Genomic DNA, 20,675 nt, shown 5'->3' on the forward strand with positions numbered 1-20,675 from the left:
GCCGAGAAGCTGGCCACCGCGACGGGGCGATCGGTTTACGCCCGGCGCAAGCATCTGGTTGGGGCGGTTAATGGCTGGATCAAGCATATTCTGGGCTTCCGGCAGTTCAGCCTGAGGGGGCTTAATGCCGTGCAAGGCGAATGGGATCTGGTCTGCCTGTCGCTTAACCTCAGGCGGATGAGTTCGCTGATGAGGCTGACATAGGCGATCTGAGGCGGCGTGCCGAGTGGTCGGGCCACGGTTGTGAACTTGCTTATAAGCGTCTTGATTGCCTGAATAGAAAATCGTGACTCTATCCGGTTGGATACTGCGCATAATTAATAAATGGCGGTGGGCCAGGGATTCGAACCCCGGGACGGCTATTAACCGTCGGCGGTTTTCAAGACCGCTGCATTCAGCCACTCTGCCAGCCCACCGTTACTGCGAATAATCCTGAAAGTAACAGAGCACCTTCCAGAACCATTTGTCTGCCGCCTTGGCGACAGCGGTGTGCATAATACCGGAACTGATTTTCGTGTCAACGCCCGAAAAGCAGATAGTGAAAATTTTCAACATTACCTCATTTTAATGAAATTCCTGGCGTGGAATTTTGTCCTAAGCAATTGAAAGTTCTGTAACGGGCATTATTATCTGAAGTACGAATCTGGAATGCCCCAGACACCGAACAATATTCGGTCATCATTCGGGTGATCACAAACGGAGAGCACCATGGAGAACAGACAGTATAACTATTCGCAGAACCAAGGCGGCATGATTGCCCGCGGGTCCGCTACCGAAGCCATTCGGCCGGAGGCGACCAAGGTATTGCGTAACACCTACACTCTACTGGCGATGACTCTGGCCTTCAGCGCCGTGATGGCTGGCATTTCCATGGCAATGGGGCTCGGCCAGGGCGCCAGCCTGATCTGTAGCCTGGGCGCACTGGCGCTGGTCTGGTTTGTTCTGCCGCGCACCGCCAACAGCAGTGCGGGTATCGGTGTTGTGTTTGGCTTCACCGGCTTGCTGGGCCTCTCATTGGGGCCAACCCTTAGTTACTACCTGCAGCTCGCTAATGGCGGCCAGATCGTCATGCAGGCTCTGGGCGGTACCGCACTGGTCTTCTTCGCCCTGTCCGGTTACGTGCTGACCACCAAGAAAGACTTCAGCTTCATGCGTGGGGTACTGGTTGCTGGCCTGGTGGTGGTGCTGGTTGCGGCCCTGGGCGCCGTGGTTGCTGGCATGTTCGGCGTTGAAATCAGCGCCTTCAGCCTGGCGATCAGTGCGGCCATCGTGTTCCTGATGTCCGGCTTCATTCTTTACGACACCAGCCGCATCATTAACGGTGGTGAGCAGAACTACATCATGGCAACCACAGGCCTATACCTGAACATCTATAACCTGTTCGTTGCCCTGCTGCACCTGATCTCAGCGTTCAGCGGTAACGACTGAGACCAGCGTACGGCACAACCCGAAAACCCCGGCCTTTGCTGGGGTTTTTGCTTTAGGTACACTTGATTTCCCCATTTGTCCCGATGACCAATGCCATGGCCTTGAATTACACGCTAGTGATCACCGGTGCCCCCTGGACATCCCAGGCGCCCCAGAGTGCGCTCAACTTTGCCAAAGCCCTGCTCAGCGCCGGGCACCGCATTGACCGGGTCTTTCTGTATGGCGACGGCGTGCATCTGGCCTCAGCGCTGGCCACGCCCCCTTCCGACGAACAACACTGGCCTGCACTCTGGGTAGAGCTGCTGCAAGAACAGCTGATACCGGCCACAGCCTGCATTGCGTCGGCGTTGCGCCGGGGCATTATCGATGAAGCGGAACAGGCCAGGTACCAGTTGGCTGCCAGCAATCTTCTGCCACCCTTCGAGGTGGCGGGGCTCGGAGACTGGGTGGAAAGCAACAGCCACTCGGATCGAGTCATTTATTTCCACGGGACATCCTGACCATGAACACTCTAATTGTGATCGACCGCGCACCCTATGGCTCCTGGGCTGGCCGGGAGGGTCTGGACATGGCGTTCTCCCTGGCTGCCTTCGATCAGCCGGTGAGCCTGTTATTGACGGGCGCGGGTGTCCACTGGGCGAAAAGAGACCAGGATGCCACGGCTATTGGTCAGAAGACGGTTGCGAAGAACCTGTCGGCCGCGGGTCTGTTCGGCGTCGAATCGCTTCAGGTAGACGCCACCTCCTGCGAACGCTTTGGGCTGACCAAAGAGCAACTGATAGCTGGCTGCACGCTTGTGGAATCCTCCCAGGCCACGCTCAAGCAATTTGACCGTGTGGTCTTTGCCAACTGACAGCCAATGGAGCAACCGTGCCTGACTCTACCGATACCCCAAAAACTCTGCACATCCTTAACAAAGCACCGGATCATTCCCGATTTGCTCTGTGCCTGGCCGCCCAGGCAGATGGTGATACCCTGCTGCTGATTGAAGATGCCGTGATCGCACTCTTGGATCAGCAGATTTCGCTGCCCATGGGTACCCATGCCTTGCAGGCAGACGCCCAGGCCCGGGGGGTAGGCTCGACCGCCGAAAAACACGTGGACTATGCAGGCTTCGTAGCCTTAACCGAAGAACACACACGCATCATCAACTGGTAGAACATGAACGCCACACCATTCCCGCCACGCAATAACGAAGGTTTCCTGGAGAATCCGGCCGACTGGTCACCGGCGGTTGCCCAGGCTATCGCTCAGGAGTCAGACATTGAACTCACTGAAAAGCACTGGGAAATCATAGAGTTTTTGAGGGACTTTTATAAAGCACATGAAGTAGCGCCACCCTCGAACCGACTGTTTGTGAAAGCGGTGAAGGAAACGCTGGGAGACGCTCGGGGAGACAGCATCTATCTGATGACGCTGTTTCCCGGCACACCGGCAAAAACCGCTTGCAGGATCGCCGGCCTGCCGCGACCGACAAACTGCCTCTGAACCGAAAATGACGACGGCCACCCAAAGGTGGCCGTACTGCAAACCTGGCCGGACAATACGCCCGGAAAGACACCAGAACTTCTACTGCCAGAACGTCTACTGATAGTAGGCGTTTTCGGTGTTGGAGTGATCGGTTACATCCCGCACGGCAGAAATCTCGGGCACACGCTCCTTCAAGGTCTTCTCAACGCCTTGCTTGAGGGTAAGACTGACCGCAGAACAGCCCTGACAACCGCCGCCGAAACGCAGCACCGCAACCGACTCTTCAACAATTTCAACCAGCGACACATCACCACCGTGGGCGGCCAGGTTGGGATTGATCTCAGAGGCCAGCACATAATTCACCCGATCCGGCAGCGGCGCATCATCGGCTACCTGGGGCACCTTGGCATTGGGCGCCTTGATGGTCAGCTGCCCGCCCATCTGATCCTTGGAGTAGTCTACGTAGGCTTCTTCCAGGAAAGGTACAGAGTTGTGGTCAAGATACAGGGTAAACTTTTCAAGATCGACTTGTTCGTCGGTGGGCACCACCTCGTTGGGCGGGCAGTAGGCCAGACAGGTTTCCGCGTTACGAGTGCCTGGCTGGGTTACAAATATCCGAACCCCCATCCCCTCAACATCTTGCTTTTCAATCAGTTGCGCAAGATAGTCTCTTGCGGAATCAGTCACTGTTACCAAAGCCATGCTTCCTACCTGTTTTCGAGTTTACCGATCATTTTAGGAGAGATCGCACAAACATAAAAGACCAAGTAAAATGGTCGGGCATTAAACGGATAATCAGTTTCCCCTACATCCCACTGAACACTGGTTCCCGGCGTTGACGACAGTTACTTGATAATGATCATCCGTACTAAGACGACACTCCACGTTTTTGCTATGATCCCGCGCCATAACGAAAACTGATGTAAAACACGACCCCGGAAGACTCTCTATGACCGACCTCAACACCCGCCTGGCACAGTTGCAGCAAGCCCTCAAGGAGCGAATCGTGATCCTTGACGGCGGCATGGGCACCATGATCCAGAACCAGAAACTGGACGAGGCCGCATTCCGGGGCGACCGATTCAAGGATTACGAACGGGAAGTCAAAGGCAACAACGATCTGCTGAACCTGACCCAACCTGCTCTGCTCCGCAACATCCACGCGGATTATCTGGATGCAGGTGCAGACATTATCGAAACCAATACGTTTAACTCCACCCGGCTATCGCAGGCGGATTACGGACTGGAGGATATTGCCCGGGAGCTGAACGTAGCATCGGCTCGCCTGGCCAGATCGATAGCCGATGAGTTCACGGCCCGCAACCCGGACAAGCCACGCTTTGTGGCGGGCGCCGTCGGGCCAACCTCTCGCACCGCCTCGCTGTCACCCGACGTGAACAACCCGGGTTTCCGCAACGTCGACTTCCAGACGCTGGTCGACAATTATTACGAGGCGGTTTCCGGCCTGGTTGAGGGCGGTTCGGATCTGATCCTGATCGAAACCATCTTCGATACCCTGAACGCCAAGGCGGCAATCTACGCCACCCAGCAGTATTTTATTGATAGCGGCGTCGAACTGCCGATCATGATCTCCGGTACTATTACCGACGCCTCCGGGCGCACGCTGTCCGGGCAGACCACCGAGGCCTTTTATAACTCCATCGCCCACGCCCGGCCAATTTCGGTGGGCCTGAACTGCGCTCTGGGTGCTGACGCTCTGCGCCCTTACGTTGAAGAGCTGTCGGCCAAGGCAGAGTCCTACGTATCTGCGCATCCGAACGCGGGCCTGCCCAACGAATTCGGTGAATACGACCAGACCCCGGAAGAAATGGCAGAGATCGTGGAAGGCTTTGCCAGAGACGGCTTCCTGAACATCATTGGCGGTTGCTGCGGCTCCCGGCCCGAACACATCGAAGCCGTTGCCAAAGCGGTTGCCAAATATCCGCCGAGACAAATCCCTGAACGCCCGAAGGCCTTGCGGCTGTCAGGCCTTGAGCCTTTTACCGGTGACGAAAACACTCTGTTCATCAACGTGGGCGAACGCACCAACGTTACCGGCTCCAAGCGATTCCTGCGGTTGATCAAGGAAGAGCAGTACGAGGAAGCCCTCAGTGTAGCCCGGGATCAGGTGGAAAACGGCGCCCAGATCATCGACATCAACATGGATGAAGGGATGCTGGACTCCAAAGATGTCATGGTCACCTTCCTGAATCTGGTGGCCTCGGAACCGGACATCTCCCGGGTGCCCATCATGATCGACTCCTCCAAATGGGAAGTGATCGAAGCGGGGCTGCGCTGCATCCAGGGTAAAGCGGTGGTCAACTCCATCAGTCTGAAAGAAGGCGAAGATGAATTCATCAAGCGCGCCAAAGACTGCATGCGTTACGGTGCGGCGGTGGTGGTTATGGCCTTTGATGAAGATGGCCAGGCAGACACTTTCGAGCGCAAGACCGAAATCTGTAAGCGCTCCTACGACGTGCTCACCGGCATTGGTTTCAACCCGGGTGACATTATTTTCGACCCCAACATCTTTGCCATCGCCACCGGCATTGAGGAGCACAACAACTACGCGGTGGATTTCATCAACGCCACCCGCTGGATCAAGAAGAACCTGCCCTACGCATCGATCTCCGGGGGCGTGAGTAACGTGTCCTTCTCGCTCCGGGGTAACGACGCGGTACGGGAAGCCATCCATTCGGTATTCCTCTACCACGCCATCAAAGCCGGCATGAACATGGGTATTGTTAACCCGGGCCAGCTGGTGATTTACGATGAAATCGAACCAAGTTTGAAAGAGTTGGTCGAGGATGTGGTGCTCAACCGCCGCGACGACGCCACCGACCGTTTGCTGGAAGCGGCCGAGAAGTTCAAGGGCAAAGCCGGAAAGACCCAGGAAGAGGACCTCAGCTGGCGCGAATGGGCCGTTGAGAAACGCCTGGAACATGCGCTGGTCAAAGGCATCACCAACTACATCATCGAAGACACCGAAGCCTGTCGCCTGAACGCCAGCCACCCCATCGAGGTGATTGAAGGGCCGCTGATGGACGGCATGAACGTGGTGGGCGATCTGTTCGGCGACGGCAAGATGTTCCTGCCCCAGGTGGTGAAAAGTGCCCGGGTTATGAAGCAGGCGGTTGCCCACCTGATACCGTACATCGAAGCTGAAAAAACCTCGGAACAGCAAGCCAAGGGCAAAATCCTGATGGCGACGGTGAAAGGCGACGTACACGATATCGGCAAAAACATTGTCGGCGTGGTGTTGCAGTGCAACAACTACGAGGTGATCGACATGGGCGTTATGGTGCCCTGCGAGAAGATTCTGGAGAAGGCCCGGGAAGAAAACGTCGACATCATTGGCCTGAGCGGCCTGATTACGCCGTCTCTGGACGAAATGGTGCACGTAGCCCGGGAAATGCAGAGGCTGGACTTCCAGATTCCGCTGATGATTGGCGGCGCCACTACTTCCAAGGCGCACACCGCGGTGAAAATCGAGCCCCAGTACAAGAACGACATCGCTCTGTACGTTTCTGATGCCTCCCGCTGTGTGAACGTGGCCTCTCAACTGTTAAGCAAAACCGCCAAACCCGCGTTTGTCGATGCCGCCAAAACGGAATACCACGAAATCCGCGAACGCCGTAAAAACCGCGGTGAGCGCACCAAGCTGGTCACGCTGAAAGAAGCCCGAGATCGGGCGCCGGAGATCAGTTTTGACGGTTATGAGCCGCCCCGCCCGGCCTTCACCGGCGTGCAGGTGTTCGATAACTACAACCTGGAAGAACTGATCGATTACATCGACTGGACGCCATTCTTCATCTCTTGGGACATCGCCGGTAAGTACCCGGCCATTTTCGACGATCCGAAGCGGGGTGAAGCCGCTCGAAACCTGTACGACGATGCCCAGGCGATCCTCAAGGACATGGTGCAGAACAAACGGGTCACGGCCCGGGGTGTGATTGGTTTCTGGCCCGCCAGCCGGCGCGGCGACGACATCGTTGTGTACACCGACGAAACCTGCTCTGAAGAGTTGACCGTGCTGCACCATCTTCGCCAACAGGATGAAAAAGCCCCCGGCAAAGCGATGATGGCACTGTCCGACTTCGTGGCGCCGGAAGGTTCCGGCAAGCTGGACTATGTTGGCGGCTTCGCCGTCACCACCGGTATTGGCGCCGAAGAATTCGCGACAGAGTTCAAAGAAAAACACGACGACTATAACGCCATTATGGTGAAGGCTCTGGCCGATCGCCTGGCCGAAGCCTTCGCCGAGCGCATGCATGAACGCGTCCGCAAAGAGTTCTGGAGTTACGCGGGCGACGAAACCTTGGCCAACGAAGACCTCATCAGGGAGCGCTATCGCGGTATTCGCCCGGCGCCTGGCTATCCGGCCTGTCCGGATCACACCGAGAAAACCACCCTGTTCGAGTTGCTGAAAGCCACCGACAACGCCGGCATCGAACTGACCGAGCATTTTGCTATGTTCCCGGCGGCTGCAGTGTCGGGGTGGTACTTTGCCCACCCCGAATCCAAGTATTTCTCGGTAGGCAAGATTGGCGTGGATCAGGTTGAGGACTATGCTAAACGCAAAGGGCTATCCAAGGCCGAGGCCGAACGCTGGCTGATGCCGAGCCTGGCCTACGACCCGGCTGAATAACACTGAGGAAATCATGACTGACGCCGACAACAATCACAACAACGGCAACCGCTCCAACACTGGCAATGAGGAACGCCCGGCAAACCGCCCGGGCGTTCTCAGAATCATGCAGAGCATTCTGGCGGGTGCTTTCGGTGTGCAGTCGGACCGGCGTCGCCGGGAGGATTTTGCACACCACAGCCCCCTGCCCTTTATAGTCGCTGGCCTACTGTTCACAGCCGGGTTCATCGCTGTGCTGGTTGTGGTGGTGAAACTGGTGCTTGCCAACCAGTAAAGTAACTTACTGGCCCGCCACCCACACCACCGCAAACGCTACCGCCAGCAATACCAGCAACACCGCCGCTACCGCATCCACCTGGCTGTCGGTTCGCACAGATTTTTTCATGGCACATCTCCCGTCGCACACTGTTTATCAGCTCTCCGTCAGGCTCAAGTAAAGCAGGAATTTGATATTCGTCCAGCCAGTGACGGAGCGCTTATCACCTGAATCGATAATGTTATGTTGAAATAATCATTTTGAGAATAAAAACGTAGTGGTATCCTTCTCTCCCGGAATAAGGCGCTATCCAGATACTTGTGCGCCATATAATTAAGCATTCTGATGTAGAAGGCAGGACGTTCCAGTATGTATGTTTATGACGAGCACGACCGGCAAATCGCCCGGGAGCGTGTTGCCCAGTTCAGGGATCAAACCGAGCGCGCCTTGGCGGGAGAGCTTTCCGAAGAGGAATTTCTGCCATTGCGCCTGCAGAACGGCCTGTATGTGCAGCGGCTGGCGCCTATGCTGAGAATCTGCGTGCCTTACGGCATGCTTCGCTCTGAACAGCTGCGCCGCCTGGCCCGAATTACCCGGGATTACGACAAGGGCTATGCCCACGTAACCACCCGCACCAATATTCAGCTGAACTGGCCGAACCTGGAAGACGTGCCCGATATTCTGGCCGAGTTGGCCGAGGTGGAAATGCACGCCAACCAGACCAGCGGCAACTGCATCCGGAACACCACCACCGATCCGTTCTCCGGCGCGCATCTGGATGAGATCGCCGATCCGCGGCCGTACTGCGAAATCATTCGCCAGTGGTCTACGTTCCATCCGGAGTTTGCCTTCCTGCCCCGGAAATTCAAGATTGCAGTCAATGCCTCCGAGCATACCGACCGTGCTGCCATCCGGGTACACGACATTGGCCTGCAAATGGTTCGCAACAGCGCCGGTGAACTTGGCTTCCGGGTACACGTTGGCGGCGGCCTGGGTCGTACCCCGATGGTCGGGCCGGTAATCCGGGAATTCCTGCCGGAACTGGATCTGCTAACCTACCTGGAATCCATTGTCCGGGTGTACAACCGTTATGGCCGCCGGGATAACAAGTTCAAAGCCCGCATCAAGATACTGGTGAAGGCGCTGAGCCCGGAAGGCTTTGCGGAAAAAGTCGAAGCCGAATGGCAACAGGTGAAGGACTCCCCAACCCGCCTGACTCCGGATGTGGTCTCTCACTTCCAGCAGTACTTTACCGAGCCGGACTATCAGGTTCTGGAAAATGCAACGGACACCCTCGCGAGCCTGCGCTTCGACAACCGTCAGTTTGACCAGTGGCTGACTCACAACGTGGCCAGCCACAAAAAGCCCGGCTACGCGATCGTCACCCTGACTTTGAAAAAAACCGGTACACCCCCGGGTGATGTGACCGACTACCAGCTGGAACAGATTGCCGACCTGGCCGACGAGTTCAGCTTCGGTGAAGCCCGGGCAACCCATGAACAGAACATCGTTCTGGCGGATGTGCGCCAGGATCAGCTGTTCGAGTTGTGGCAGCGCCTTGTACCCCTTGGCTTTGCCACCGCTAACCTGAACACGCTAACAGACATCATCTGCTGCCCTGGCGGTGACTTCTGCGCCCTGGCCAATGCCAAATCCATTCCCGTGGCCCAGGCCATTCAGGATCGTTTCGACGACCTGGACTATTTGTACGATCTGGGGCCTATCGACCTGAATATATCCGGTTGCATGAACGCCTGCGGACACCACCATGTGGGTAATATCGGCGTACTCGGTGTCGACAAACGTGGCGAAGAGTTCTACCAGGTCAGCCTGGGTGGCTCATCCCACCACGACGCCAGCATCGGCAAGATTCTGGGGCCGTCGTTTGCCCAGGAGGAAATGCCCGAGGTGATTTCACGGCTGATCAACGTGTACGTGGATCATCGCACTGAAGAAGAGACCTTCCTGGACACTTACCGCCGGGTCGGGCTGGCCCCATTCAAGGAGAAGGTATATGCCTGAGGTAATTGCCGCCGACGGAGCACTATTTGAAAATCGCTGGGTGGTAGTCGAGCGCCCTGCCGAGGGTGAGTCTCTGACTATTCCTGAGGGTCAGGCCGCGCTGATTCCAGCGGATCTCTGGCTGGCCGGGTACGATCAGTTTGCCGGGCGGGAGGATATCGGTGTCTGGTTCGATAGCCACGATGAACCGGAACTGCTCGCTGGCAAAGCCCAGGAATTGCCACTGATCGCCGTCAACTTTCCTCGCTTTGTCGATGGCCGGGGCTACAGCATTGGCCGCCTGCTGCGGGAGCGATTTGGCTACCGGGGCGAGCTGCGGGCCATTGGCGATGTGCTGCTGGATCAGCTGCAGTTCATGAAGCGCTGTGGTTTCGATGCGTTTGTACTGCGGGCTGACAAGGACATTACCAAGGCTGCCCGGTGCCTGAACTTCTTTAGCCAGACTTATCAGGCCGCTACCGACACGGATCAACCACTGTTCCGCCGAAGAGCCTCCTGAAACACAAACGCCAGCGACCGAACATCGCTGGCGTTTTTCATTGGCTCACTGCATTTTCTGGTTGCGGAATGCACTTAACAGTTTCCAGACACTGTGTTCCAGAGCGCTGCTGGTTGCCAGGCCGAGTTTTTCCGGGAGCGTGCGCTTACGCTGGAAAGAGACCGACACCACCTCTCCACGCTCACAGGCTTCAATCAGGTACTCGTCTGAGGTCTTGATCTCGTCGATCAGCTTGACCTCCAACGCCCTGCGCCCGAACCAGATATCGCCATTGGCCACCGCCTGGATATCAAGATCCGGCCGGCGTTCGCTGACATATTCCTTGAACAACACATGAGTGTCTTCCAGATCATCGAGGAATTTCTGGCGGCCTTTTTCGGTATTCTCGCCAAACACGGTCAGGGTACGCTTGTGCTCGCCCGCCGTGAGCACTTCAAAATCCACATCGTTTTTCTTCAGCAGGCGATGGAAGTTCGGCAGTTGGGCCACCACCCCGATGGAGCCGAGAATCGCGAATGGCGACGCAACAATCCGGTCGGCGACACACGCCATCATGTAGCCACCACTGGCGGCCACCTTGTCGACACAGGCGGTCAATGGCACACCCTTTGCGCGAATCCGGTCAAGCTGAGCGGCTGCCAGCCCGTACGCATGCACCAGGCCTCCGCCGCTTTCCAGGCGAACCACCACCTCATCCTTCTCCGGGTCTGCCACACTCAGAACCGCCGAAACCGAGCGGCGCAGCGTATCGGTATCGCTGGCTTTGATATCTCCGTCAAAATCGATAACGTAAATACGACGTTTTTCAGATTTCCCGGCATCAGCCTCCGGCTTCTGTTTCTTAGCACTCTTCTTTTCGGCCTTGTTTTCCTTTTTCTTTTTCTTCACCCAGGCTTTGTGCTCGTCATCGGTCATCAACCGGGCCTGAATCGACTCTTTCAATCGTTTGTACTGATCATTCAGTTTTCGTATTTTCAGTTCACCGTCGCCCTCGTGATCATCATGATCCCTTTGGGTCGCGGACACGATAATCGATACAAAAATCACGGCAGCCACCAGAAAGGTAGCGACCTTGGCAAGAAAAAGGCCGTATTCGGTCAGAAATTCCAAAGTGCTTTCTCCAAGGGTTTTGTAAACCCTGCAGTGTACCGGCTTGTCTTGTGCGTGATAAGCCCGCCAAAAATTAAAACAAGCGTTCGATCAAGCTTGACAGAGCCCCACACTCACCATAAAGTCGGATTGCGAGGTTGGCGCTACCCGGGCCGCTGAATCGGCGTCCTCCGCCAGGGATCACTAGTCGTCACCATGACAAGACAACCATCAAAAAGGGTAAAACAATGTCCGTAGCTCAGGTATTTGAAAAACTCGAACAGAACTTCAACGCAGACGCCGCCCAGGGCCTGGATCTGGTGTTTCAGTTCGATATCGAAGACGACAAGACCTACCACCTGGTGATCAACGACGGCTCCTGCAAACTGCATGAAGGCGCCCACGACGACCCTTCTGTTACCCTGATCATGAACTCTGAAACCCTGCAGGGCATCGTGTCTGGTGAGACTGACGGCATGCAGGCATTCATGGCCGGTCAGCTGCGCGCCGAAGGCGACATGATGCTGGCAACCAAGCTGGGCGAACTGTTCAACATGGGCTAAGCCCGTTTCGACAGCTCAAAAAAAACCTGCGCAATCGCAGGTTTTTTTATGTCTGTGCTGCACCCCTCCGCTACAGGCCCACATCATCCAGTGATGTCTGAGCCAGCTTCAACAGATCCAGATTGCGATCCTCGTGGTGGCCCACCCCTTCGATGTAGTATTCCAGTGATGTAAGGGCGTCGGCCAGTGCTTCGAGAACCTGCATTGCGGGCGCTTCGCGGGCATCCAGAAGGCGATCCTGGATGGAGCCTGCCACCCGGGCAATCACCTCTGCCGCAACCGGATCGTTAATCATCTGCAGGCCACCCCAGATACTGCGAAGCGTGGCAGGAAGGTTTGCCAGGTGGAGCTTGTCGTAATCAGACTCGATAAACGCGGTGATTGCGCGCTTGGCCAGTGTAAGCGCACTACGGGCCTCGTCTGCAACAACCCAGATGGCTTCCTGAAGGTATATTGATTCTTCACGCTTGCGCTCGCTCCCCAGCAGCGCATCGGTTTCAGACGTAATACCACGGGTAACGATCTGCATAACCGCATCCTCAACTCCAAGCACGGAGTCTGCAAGACGGTACAGTTCGTCTTCCTCTGGCAGGCGGTTCTCTTCCTCCCATTGCCGTAGCTTGCCAGCCTCCTCTCTGGAAATGCCCGCCAGACGATTGAGGTCAAGCATTTGCAGTGTGTTGGCAAGACGATCAAGAGCATCTGCAATCGAGGCAAGCTCGGCAAGATCGGGCTCAATCCCCCTTTCAATAATATCGAGCTTATCTTTTAGCTGGTTAAGCTCTTCTTGCAAGGCCTCCGACAGCGACCTGAGCACATCGGTACCCGGACCGTATAGGCGGCGGGAGTGCGCTTCAAGTATGGCATCGGGGAATTCGGCTGGTGCCAGTTGATATGCCGAGAGTACCCGGGTGATCTCCGGGTTGGCTGAGCCACTACGATAAAGCAGGTAGATGAGATCCTTGATCAGGTCGTCGGGGACTTCTTTGGCTGCCGCTGCCTCGCCCACATAGACAAAGTCACGGGTATACTTTTCGACCGACATCAGCAGCCGCTTTCGGGCCTTGCTAAACCCCATGGCACGGTCCAGCATCGTATCGGATACAAGTGCCAGCAAGCACCACAACTGCCCCATGGGCTGGCCCTCACACAGTCGGGCAAACCCCCGGGCAGATCGGGCAAACAGTTTTTTACTGACCACCTCGTTGCGCTCCCGCAAAACCCCCAGCAGAGCCACCTGATAAGTCAGACGCATCCGGCGGGCGAGAACATCGTAGCCGGAATCGTTTTCTTGTGGCGGCTTCAGCCCGAGTCCTTCACAGAATTCGGGGTGGTCGTGGTGGGTAAGTTCGAAGAAGCAGGACTCCGGGTAGGGTTTTTCCCGGCGCGCTTCGCGCAGTTCGTTAATAACCGGCAGTAACAGTTCAGGATGATCTTCCCGCTGCTGCTGGTAGTACTCAACGTAGCGACGCAAAATGAACAGGGCGCTGTTTAGCGATGTCAGAAGGATGTTCTTGTCATCGTTAGCCCCGACAGGCACGTCGTTGGCCAACGTAACGGCCTCCTGGCACAGCAGTGTCCCACCCCGCAGTTCCACCAGAATGAAGATGCCGCGAAGCTGGTTCAGGTAATCGACGCAGTTCTGCAGATCTTCGCCGCTTTCACGGTTTTCCTGAAAGCGTTCAAGGCTGGACTCGGCCTGCTTGATGGTCTGCTCAATTTCATTTTTGACCAGATCAAACGACTGCGATTTCGTCGCCAGAGACGATTGAACCATAAACGCTTCCTGTTAACTTGCGGAGACTACCGCATCCTGTTCGTAAACTGCAGCCTGCCGCAGGTGCAGGAAATCCGGATCCTGATGGAAGTTCCCTCGGTTCCACCGGGAAAAAGCCGCAAAACGCGCGAACTAACCATTACTTATAACACAAAACTCAAGTTGCTCAACAAAACCGGCGTGTAACATTTGGTACAGCAGGACCTGGTTCTCATTCTGCGCCCTGCAGTTTCGCCCACACTGTCTGCCCTGCCTGCTTTTCCATCACACCAAGCAATTCTTCATGGGCGCTGGCCTCTTCGTCTGTGGCGCGAACGACCCGCAGCGGCTTCCGACCCGCTGCAAGCCGCCGGATACCGCCAATAGCGCCTCCCTCGCCCGAGTCTGCATCCAGCGACAAAGCCGTTTGCCCGCCGGTCATCAGCAAATAGACATCGGCCAGAATCTCGGCATCGAGCAAAGCGCCGTGCAGTTCACGGTTGGAGTTATCAACGCCGTAGCGCTTGCATAACGCATCCAGATTATTCTTCTGGCCCGGATGCTTGGCCCGGGCAATTGCCAGGGTGTCGACAATACCGCAATGATCTGCGGTTTTACGCACTGGTTTCAGGCGGGCAAACTCGGAATCCATAAAGCCCACGTCAAACGCCGCGTTGTGGATTACCAACTCCGCACCCTCAATAAAACTGAAAAACTCTTCGGCAACTTCCGCAAAACGGGGTTTGTCGGCCAGAAATTCGTTGGTAATGCCATGCACAGTGATGGCTTCGGCTTCGACCTCCCGCTCTGGATTGATGTAAACGTGATAATTGCGTCCCGTGAGTTTGCGCTCGATCACCTCCACGCAACCGATTTCGATAATCCGGTGGCCATCATTCGGGTCGATACCCGTGGTTTCGGTGTCCAGTACAATCTGTCTCATCACTAACCTGCTTTGATTGCTTGATCGATGTGCATTCAGGGTCGGGAGTCTGCGCGGTAAAAATTGTGCTCAGCCGCGCAGCCCCCTATCCGCCTGCAAGCTCCGCTACACCACGGTTGGCCAGTTCATCGGCCAACTCGTTCCCCGGGTTTCCGGCATGGCCTTTTACCCAGTGCCAGTTCACGGTGTGACGCCGGGTTTCTGCGTCCAGTTCCTGCCAGAGATCGGCATTTTTCACGGGCTTTTTGGCAGCCGTTTTCCAGCCATTACGCTTCCAGCCCGCCAGCCATTCCGTGATACCTTTGCGAACGTACTGAGAGTCGGTATAAAGCTCCACTTCGCAGGCTCTCTTCAGAGCTCTCAATCCGCAAATCGCCGCCATCAGTTCCATGCGGTTGTTTGTAGTCTGGTTTTCGCCACCGTGAAGGGTTTTCGATGCATCGCCGTATTGCAGTACCACCCCCCAACCACCAGGCCCGGGATTTCCTTTGCAGGCACCATCGGTGTACATCACAACCTTGCCCGACATCACTGCTCCTGTTTGATTTGACATTCCGATATGGAAGTAGAGGACTTGCTGGCGCAGCCCCCGGATGCGCTTACGGCTCCCGGCAGGGTAATTACCTTTTTCTGGTGCCAGGCCAGCTTGGGCCGGATACGTGCATACTCCCGTTTGCGCGCAAGGATACAGTAATAGGCGCCCACGGGCAGCATGTGAGGCTTACCTTGCGACGCTACCCGGTAGCGGCGATCCCCACCCTTTTTCCGCTGTAGAGGAAGCGTACAAAAATAGGTTGCACTGTTCTCCAGCTCAAAGCCCAGCAACCTCAGCCAGTCTTCCATCCGTGCGCGCATCAGGAACCTGCCACCCCAAGGGCCCAGGCGCTGCCGCGCAAGCAACCTCCGCACCCCCCAGAAGCTCAGGGGGTTGAAGCCGATCAAAGCGATGGTTCCTTCACCACGCAAGACTCGGCAAGACTCCCGCAATACCTGATGCGGGTCTGTTGAAAAATCAGCAGTATGGTGCAGAATCACAAGATCCATGGAGCTGCCGGGGAACGGCAGTTCGGCCGCATCACACACAGCAACACCTTCTGGCATGTGCGCATGCCACGCCGGGCACCCGATGATTCGCTGGGCAAAATCGGTGCCCGTCGCCAGCGGCAGCCGGTGGCTCAGGCCTACCTGCAGTTGCCGTGCACCGGTTACAGCTTTGAGCTCCCGATCCAGAACGGCACGCTGACTGGCCAGCAAAGCACGGCCAAGAGGCGTCTGAAACCAGCGCTCAAAGCTCTCGTGACGGGAAACAAAATCAGGCGCACCGGAATCTGCCACCGCACTTCTCCTGTTTGGTTAAACTGCACGTTCACCGTTATCGGGCGCTACCCTTGGGATGCCCCACTGATTGCTTTATCATATCAAGCACACTTTTTAAACACAGTGGGCGACCATGTTTCGAATTCATCCGATACCCGCGTTTTCTGACAACTACATCTGGTGTCTTTGCGACACCGACAGCGGCAAGGCACTGATTGTTGATCCGGGCCAGGCGAGACCGGTTCTGGAGTTCCTCAGCGCAAATAATCTGGCGGCAGACACCCTGCTGATCACCCACCATCACCCGGATCACGTAGGTGGCGTGCGGGATTTGATCGAGCAGTTTCCCGATCTTCGAATTATTGGGCCGGACAACTCCCCGTTCAAGAAATGCACCGAAACCGTCACCTCCGGCAGTGAGGTTGTGTGGCAGGATATCCGCTTCCGGGTGTATGCAGTGCCTGGGCACACACTGGATCACGTTGCTTATTTCAGCGATACGCCCGTTGAAGGCCAACCGGTTCTTTTCAGTGGCGACACCCTGTTTGTGGGTGGTTGCGGCCGTCTGTTCGAAGGCACAGCCGGGCAAATGCAAAAGTCTCTGGCACAACTGCGGGCTCTACCAGATACCACAGCCGTCTACTGTGCCCATGAATACACCCTGGCCAACCTGAAGTTTGCCCGCCACTGGCTACCGGGTGATGCCGCACTGGCAGAATTTGAAGCAGACTGTCAGGCGCTACGCAATCAGGGCCAGCCAACAGTTCCCGGCACTCTGGGCCAGGAGAAAAAACTGAACCTCTTTCTGCGTTGGGACGATCCGGAGGTGATCGCTGCCGCAAGGGACTACGCGAACGCTGCGGGGCTCTCCGCTGATAACAGTCCTGCTTCCGTTTTCGCAGCGGTCAGGCACGGCAAAGATCACTTCTGAACAAAAGCTTAACAATTTATCTCAAAGCCGTAACAGGGCCCAGCTTGCCCTGTTACCCCCGCTCCCATAGAATCCGGAGCAGTTTTGATTCGCAACTAATTAAATATAGCGGCTTTTTTTACATATGCCGCCAACAACCGGAATCGAATATCTATGCCAGCCAAACGCATCTCCTGCTTACTGCTCGCGTCTACATTTTTTACAGGCTGCAGCACCCAACATATTGCCGAAAACTGGCACTCGCCCTCCATGTGGTTTTCTGATGACCAGAACGAATCATCATCGAATCCACTTGAGTCTGAACAAGTCGTTGTCGCCAAAGGCGATGAAGACCTGAAAGCCGATGTTGCTACAGGCACGGAAACCGAAGAGCAGTCACCACTTGATGACGCAATATCTCCGGAACTTCAGGCCCAGGCCCGGGACGCCCGGGAAAAACTCGATAACCCGCAGCGCCAGGCGGGCGACGGCCTTGACAACGCTGATCTCTGGAGCCGCCTTCGCTCCGGTTTTGTCATGGATCACTCGGTCGACAACGATCGCGTTCAGGCACAACTGGACTGGTACGTCCGACATCCGAAGTATATTAACCGGGTAGTTGAGCGCGGTACCCGCTACCTTCACTACATTATTGAAGAGACTGAAAAGCGGGGCTTGCCTGCTGAACTTGCCTTGTTGCCCATTGTGGAAAGCGCCTTTGACCCCTTTGCCTATTCCCATGGCCGAGCTGCCGGTTTGTGGCAGTTCATTCCCTCGACCGGCAAGTACTTCGGCCTGACCCAGAGCTGGTGGCATGACGACCGGCGCGACGTGATCGCCGCAACAGACGCCGCGCTCAACTATCTGGAGCGGCTGGCGAACCGCTTTGATGGTGACTACATGCTGGCGCTGGCTGCCTACAACTCTGGCGGTGGCACTGTGTCCAGCGCCATGCGCCGGAACCGCAACGCCGGCAAACCCACCGACTACTGGTCGTTGTCACTGCCCACAGAAACCCGGCATTACGTACCCAAGCTTATTGCACTGGCAAAAATCTTTGATGATCCTGGAGCCTATGGGCTGACATTGCCAACCGTGGAAGATGCTCCTTACTTTGAAGTGGTTGATACCGGCTCACAACTGGATCTTGCCCAGGCGGCGGAACTTGCGAAAGTCGACATCGACGAAATTTATCTGTTGAACCCGTCCTACAATCGCTGGGCCACGAACCCTGATGGCCCTCACCGGTTGTTGATTCCGCGGGATAAAGCCGCGGACTTCCAGAGCGCCCTGGCCAGCTTTCCTGAATCACAGCGGGTTCGCTGGCGCAACTACAAAGTGCGCAAGGGCGATAGTCTGAACACCATTTCCCGAAAGTATGCCACAACGCCTGCGGTAATCCGGCAAGTCAACAAACTCAACAGCGATCTGATCCGCATTGGCCAGCAACTGCTGATTCCGTCTGCCACCAAAAATTCCAACAGCTATGCGCTAAGCCAGCCCCAGCGCCTGGAAAAGAAGCAACAGCGCACACGCAGTGGCAACAAACTCCGCTACACCGTTCGCCGGGGCGATACTTTTTGGGACATAGCCCGTGAACACCGGGTAAGCGTGCGCCAGGTTGCTGCCTGGAACGGCATGGCACCTGGCGATCCGCTGATTCCCGGCAAAGAATTGGTGATCTGGTCCAAAACTGCCCAGGCTTCGTCCGCCAGTAACACGGCACGCGGAAAGTCCATGGTGCGCAAAGTTGGTTATCGTGTGCGCAGCGGTGATTCGCTGTCTGCTATCGCGAGCCGATTCTCGGTGAATGTGCGGGATATCGCATCATGGAACGATCTTAACACCAAGCGTTATCTGCAACCCGGTCAAAGTCTGGTACTCTACGTGGACATAAGAAACAGCCCGTAACGTACGAGATCCATGATAAAAATACCAAAAGCCTCATTATGCATTTTCACCGCCAGCCTACTGCTCGCCAGCACAGCGTTAACGGCAGAGGCTGAGCCGGAAGCCCGGGCAACTGCCCCCCTGCATGGCATTGCGATGCATGGAGCGCTGAAATACCCCGAGGGTTTCCGGCATTTCGAGTATGTAAACCCTGATGCCCCAAAGGGTGGTGAGCTCAAGTTGTCTGTGGTTACCAACGGCTTTGACAGCTTCAATCCGTTCGTTATTCGAGGCATCGCAGCAGCCGGAATCAACACCTACGTTTACGACACACTTCTGGAGTCGTCTGCAGACGAAGCCTTTTCAGAGTATGGCGTGATCGCTGAAACCGTTGAGGTTCCGGAAGATCGTAGTTTCGTTATTTTTAATCTGAACAAGCAGGCGCGATTCCATGATGGCAAAGCCATTACCGCCAACGATGTCGCCTTTTCGTTCAAAATTCTTACCACGGAAGGGCACCCTTTCTACAAGAACTACTATGCCGACGTCGAATCCGTCACTATTGAGAACCGTCACCGGGTTCGTTTCGATTTTGGCGACGCGGATAACCGGGAATTGCCACTGATCCTCGGGCAGATGCCGATACTGCCGGAACATTTCTGGAAAGACCGGGATTTTCAGAGCAGCGGGCTGACCATCCCGGTCGGCAGCGGCCCCTATCGCATCGCCTCCTTCGAGGCAGGCCGGTCTGTTACCTACGAACGGGTAGATAACTACTGGGCGGAAGATCTGGGCACCCGCAGGGGCAGGTTCAACTTCGACAGAGTTTCTTACGAGTACTACAACGACGATACGGTCGCCCTTGAGGCATTTAAAGCGGGCAACTTTGATTTCCGGCTGGAAACCTCGGCCAAAAACTGGGCCACGGCGTACACCGGCCGTCAGTTCGAGAACGGCGATATTGTTAAAGCTGCGGTAGAGCACCACCGACCCACCGGTATGCAGGGGTTCCTGTTCAATACCCGCAAGCCCGTATTCCGGGATCCACTGGTGCGCAAGGCACTGGCCTACGGTTTTGATTTCGAGTGGGCCAACCGCAACCTGTTTTTCGATCAGTACACCCGCACAAGCAGCTATTTCGAGAACAGCGATCTGGCGTCATCCGGCCTTCCCGACGGTCGGGAACTGGCCATTCTTGACAACTACCGGGATCAGCTGAGCCCCGCCGTATTCACCGAGGCCTACTCACCGCCAGACACCGTGGGTGAAAACACCCTGCGAGGCAATCTTCGCACCGCACTGAAACTGCTGACCAACGCCGGTTACCAGATCCGGGACGGCAAAATGGTACATAGCGAAACCGGTAAGCCTCTGGCTTTCGAAATTTTGCTGTTCCAGAAAAGTTTTGAACGGGTGGTGCTGCCATTTAAACAGAATCTGGAAAAACTGGGGATTGACGTAACCGTGCGTATGGTCGACAGCAACCAGTACGTTCAGCGGGTACGCAACTTCGATTTCGATATGATTTCCCAGGTGTTGCCACAGTCCGACTCCCCCGGCAACGAGCAGCGGGACTACTGGCATTCAAGCAACGCCGGTGTGGCAGGTTCACGCAACTTTATGGGGGTTTCCGACCCTGTGGTCGATAGCCTCGTCGAGTTGGTTATTCAGGCTCCGGATCGCGAGTCTCTGCTGCATCGCACCCACGCTCTGGATCGCGTTCTGCTGCATGGCCATTACGTGATTCCCCACTGGCACCTGCGCAAAGACCGCATCGCCTATTGGCATCAGCTCAAACGCCCGGAACTCACGCCCAAAGACGGCGTTGATCTGAATAACTGGTGGATAGAACCCTGAAGCCCGGTTCCCCGGGCTCAAAATAAG

Annotated in this window: 20 protein-coding genes and 1 tRNA gene; 14 read left to right on the plus strand and 7 right to left on the minus strand. The window is 56.1% G+C overall.

From position 1 onward, the window contains the following. Positions 1–204: transposase (locus C7H09_RS17105; protein ID WP_206074354.1), on the plus strand; the 204-nt coding region annotated here is incomplete at its 5' end. A gap of 121 nt (positions 205–325) precedes the next feature. On the opposite strand, the gene C7H09_RS17110 is transcribed toward C7H09_RS17105, so the two are convergent. Then, positions 326–416, minus strand: a tRNA-Ser gene (locus C7H09_RS17110). Positions 417–708: 292 nt separating this feature from the next. On the opposite strand from C7H09_RS17110, the gene C7H09_RS17115 reads away from it, so the two are divergent. The 5 genes from C7H09_RS17115 to C7H09_RS17135 all read left to right on the plus strand — a co-directional run bounded on the left by C7H09_RS17115 (position 709) and on the right by C7H09_RS17135 (position 2,916). After that, positions 709–1,428: a Bax inhibitor-1/YccA family protein gene (locus C7H09_RS17115; RefSeq protein WP_106764975.1), complete on the plus strand. Its 720-nt coding sequence runs from the start codon at positions 709–711 to the stop codon at positions 1,426–1,428. 95 nt (positions 1,429–1,523) lie between these two features. Further along, positions 1,524–1,928, plus strand: a complete 405-nt coding sequence (tusD, locus tag C7H09_RS17120) for a sulfurtransferase complex subunit TusD (RefSeq protein ID WP_106765518.1) — start codon at positions 1,524–1,526, stop codon at positions 1,926–1,928. A gap of 2 nt (positions 1,929–1,930) precedes the next feature. Continuing rightward, positions 1,931–2,281: a DsrE family protein gene (locus C7H09_RS17125; RefSeq protein WP_106764977.1), complete on the plus strand. Its 351-nt coding sequence runs from the start codon at positions 1,931–1,933 to the stop codon at positions 2,279–2,281. Positions 2,282–2,298: 17 nt separating this feature from the next. Next, positions 2,299–2,586: a sulfurtransferase complex subunit TusB gene (tusB, locus tag C7H09_RS17130; RefSeq protein ID WP_106764979.1), complete on the plus strand. Its 288-nt coding sequence runs from the start codon at positions 2,299–2,301 to the stop codon at positions 2,584–2,586. A 3-nt stretch (positions 2,587–2,589) separates the two neighbouring features. Continuing rightward, the gene (locus C7H09_RS17135) at positions 2,590–2,916 is read left to right on the plus strand and encodes a TusE/DsrC/DsvC family sulfur relay protein (RefSeq protein ID WP_106764982.1); all 327 of its coding nucleotides are present in this window, start codon (positions 2,590–2,592) and stop codon (positions 2,914–2,916) included. A gap of 96 nt (positions 2,917–3,012) precedes the next feature. Here C7H09_RS17135 and nfuA read toward each other — a convergent pair whose 3' ends face one another. After that, entirely contained in the window at positions 3,013–3,600 is a 588-nt protein-coding gene (nfuA, locus tag C7H09_RS17140) for a Fe-S biogenesis protein NfuA (protein ID WP_106764984.1), read from the minus strand. Between the two features lie 247 nt (positions 3,601–3,847). On the opposite strand from nfuA, the gene metH reads away from it, so the two are divergent. The 4 genes from metH to C7H09_RS17160 all read left to right on the plus strand — a co-directional run bounded on the left by metH (position 3,848) and on the right by C7H09_RS17160 (position 10,323). Further along, a complete protein-coding gene (gene metH / locus C7H09_RS17145) occupies positions 3,848–7,546 on the plus strand; it encodes a methionine synthase (protein WP_106764987.1) in 3,699 nt (1,232 codons plus the stop codon). Between the two features lie 13 nt (positions 7,547–7,559). Continuing rightward, positions 7,560–7,820 (plus strand): DUF2970 domain-containing protein, encoded by a 261-nt coding sequence (locus C7H09_RS17150; RefSeq protein ID WP_106764989.1) that lies wholly within the window; start codon positions 7,560–7,562, stop codon positions 7,818–7,820. Positions 7,821–8,171: 351 nt separating this feature from the next. Beyond that, positions 8,172–9,824 carry a nitrite/sulfite reductase gene (locus tag C7H09_RS17155; protein WP_106764991.1) on the plus strand — a complete coding sequence of 551 codons (1,653 nt, stop codon included), beginning with the start codon at positions 8,172–8,174 and terminating at the stop codon, positions 9,822–9,824. Beyond that, positions 9,817–10,323, plus strand: a complete 507-nt coding sequence (locus tag C7H09_RS17160) for a DUF934 domain-containing protein (RefSeq protein ID WP_106764993.1) — start codon at positions 9,817–9,819, stop codon at positions 10,321–10,323. The genes C7H09_RS17155 and C7H09_RS17160 overlap by 8 nt, the downstream gene beginning before the upstream one ends. Positions 10,324–10,368: 45 nt before the next feature. Here the strand turns inward: C7H09_RS17160 and sohB are convergent, their stop codons facing one another. Beyond that, positions 10,369–11,433, minus strand: a complete 1,065-nt coding sequence (gene sohB / locus C7H09_RS17165; protein ID WP_106764995.1) for a protease SohB — start codon at positions 11,431–11,433, stop codon at positions 10,369–10,371. Between the two features lie 227 nt (positions 11,434–11,660). Between sohB and C7H09_RS17170 the strand changes: the two genes are divergently transcribed. Next, a complete protein-coding gene (locus C7H09_RS17170) occupies positions 11,661–11,975 on the plus strand; it encodes an SCP2 sterol-binding domain-containing protein (RefSeq protein ID WP_106764998.1) in 315 nt (104 codons plus the stop codon). A gap of 70 nt (positions 11,976–12,045) precedes the next feature. On the opposite strand, the gene C7H09_RS17175 is transcribed toward C7H09_RS17170, so the two are convergent. From C7H09_RS17175 to C7H09_RS17195, 4 genes are all read right to left on the minus strand, one after another. Then, entirely contained in the window at positions 12,046–13,752 is a 1,707-nt protein-coding gene (locus tag C7H09_RS17175; protein WP_106765001.1) for a FimL-related protein, read from the minus strand. Positions 13,753–13,963: 211 nt separating this feature from the next. Then, positions 13,964–14,674, minus strand: a complete 711-nt coding sequence (gene dnaQ / locus C7H09_RS17185; protein WP_106765005.1) for a DNA polymerase III subunit epsilon — start codon at positions 14,672–14,674, stop codon at positions 13,964–13,966. Between the two features lie 85 nt (positions 14,675–14,759). After that, on the minus strand, positions 14,760–15,203 hold the full coding sequence (gene rnhA / locus C7H09_RS17190) for a ribonuclease HI (RefSeq protein WP_106765007.1): 444 nt from the start codon (positions 15,201–15,203) through the stop codon (positions 14,760–14,762). Further along, positions 15,203–16,009 carry a class I SAM-dependent methyltransferase gene (locus tag C7H09_RS17195; protein ID WP_106765010.1) on the minus strand — a complete coding sequence of 269 codons (807 nt, stop codon included), beginning with the start codon at positions 16,007–16,009 and terminating at the stop codon, positions 15,203–15,205. Before C7H09_RS17195 ends, rnhA begins: the two co-directional genes overlap by 1 nt. Positions 16,010–16,124: 115 nt before the next feature. Here C7H09_RS17195 and gloB point away from each other — a divergent pair, with 115 nt between their 5' ends. The 3 genes from gloB to C7H09_RS17210 all read left to right on the plus strand — a co-directional run bounded on the left by gloB (position 16,125) and on the right by C7H09_RS17210 (position 20,648). After that, complete coding sequence (gene gloB, locus C7H09_RS17200) at positions 16,125–16,922, plus strand: hydroxyacylglutathione hydrolase (protein ID WP_106765012.1); 798 nt, start codon at positions 16,125–16,127, stop codon at positions 16,920–16,922. 153 nt (positions 16,923–17,075) lie between these two features. Next, complete coding sequence (locus C7H09_RS17205) at positions 17,076–18,812, plus strand: LysM peptidoglycan-binding domain-containing protein (RefSeq protein WP_106765015.1); 1,737 nt, start codon at positions 17,076–17,078, stop codon at positions 18,810–18,812. 12 nt (positions 18,813–18,824) lie between these two features. Then, complete coding sequence (locus C7H09_RS17210) at positions 18,825–20,648, plus strand: extracellular solute-binding protein (RefSeq protein WP_106765017.1); 1,824 nt, start codon at positions 18,825–18,827, stop codon at positions 20,646–20,648. The last annotated feature ends 27 nt before the right edge of the window (positions 20,649–20,675 follow it).

Source organism: Marinobacter fuscus (assembly GCF_003007675.1).
GTDB classification, from domain to species: domain Bacteria; phylum Pseudomonadota; class Gammaproteobacteria; order Pseudomonadales; family Oleiphilaceae; genus Marinobacter; species Marinobacter fuscus.

Excerpts from the sequence above, each read along its gene's own strand:
- C7H09_RS17115 (WP_106764975.1), top strand. The coding sequence starts at position 709 with ATGGAGAACAGACAGTATAACTATTCGCAGAACCAAGGCGGCATGATT.
- tusD (WP_106765518.1), top strand. The coding sequence starts at position 1,524 with ATGGCCTTGAATTACACGCTAGTGATCACCGGTGCCCCCTGGACATCC.
- C7H09_RS17125 (WP_106764977.1), top strand. The coding sequence starts at position 1,931 with ATGAACACTCTAATTGTGATCGACCGCGCACCCTATGGCTCCTGGGCT.
- C7H09_RS17135 (WP_106764982.1), top strand. The coding sequence starts at position 2,590 with ATGAACGCCACACCATTCCCGCCACGCAATAACGAAGGTTTCCTGGAG.
- nfuA (WP_106764984.1), bottom strand. The coding sequence starts at position 3,600 with ATGGCTTTGGTAACAGTGACTGATTCCGCAAGAGACTATCTTGCGCAA.
- metH (WP_106764987.1), top strand. The coding sequence starts at position 3,848 with ATGACCGACCTCAACACCCGCCTGGCACAGTTGCAGCAAGCCCTCAAG.
- C7H09_RS17150 (WP_106764989.1), top strand. The coding sequence starts at position 7,560 with ATGACTGACGCCGACAACAATCACAACAACGGCAACCGCTCCAACACT.
- C7H09_RS17155 (WP_106764991.1), top strand. The coding sequence starts at position 8,172 with ATGTATGTTTATGACGAGCACGACCGGCAAATCGCCCGGGAGCGTGTT.
- C7H09_RS17160 (WP_106764993.1), top strand. The coding sequence starts at position 9,817 with ATGCCTGAGGTAATTGCCGCCGACGGAGCACTATTTGAAAATCGCTGG.
- C7H09_RS17170 (WP_106764998.1), top strand. The coding sequence starts at position 11,661 with ATGTCCGTAGCTCAGGTATTTGAAAAACTCGAACAGAACTTCAACGCA.
- C7H09_RS17175 (WP_106765001.1), bottom strand. The coding sequence starts at position 13,752 with ATGGTTCAATCGTCTCTGGCGACGAAATCGCAGTCGTTTGATCTGGTC.
- dnaQ (WP_106765005.1), bottom strand. The coding sequence starts at position 14,674 with ATGAGACAGATTGTACTGGACACCGAAACCACGGGTATCGACCCGAAT.
- rnhA (WP_106765007.1), bottom strand. The coding sequence starts at position 15,203 with ATGTCGGGCAAGGTTGTGATGTACACCGATGGTGCCTGCAAAGGAAAT.
- gloB (WP_106765012.1), top strand. The coding sequence starts at position 16,125 with ATGTTTCGAATTCATCCGATACCCGCGTTTTCTGACAACTACATCTGG.
- C7H09_RS17205 (WP_106765015.1), top strand. The coding sequence starts at position 17,076 with ATGCCAGCCAAACGCATCTCCTGCTTACTGCTCGCGTCTACATTTTTT.
- C7H09_RS17210 (WP_106765017.1), top strand. The coding sequence starts at position 18,825 with ATGATAAAAATACCAAAAGCCTCATTATGCATTTTCACCGCCAGCCTA.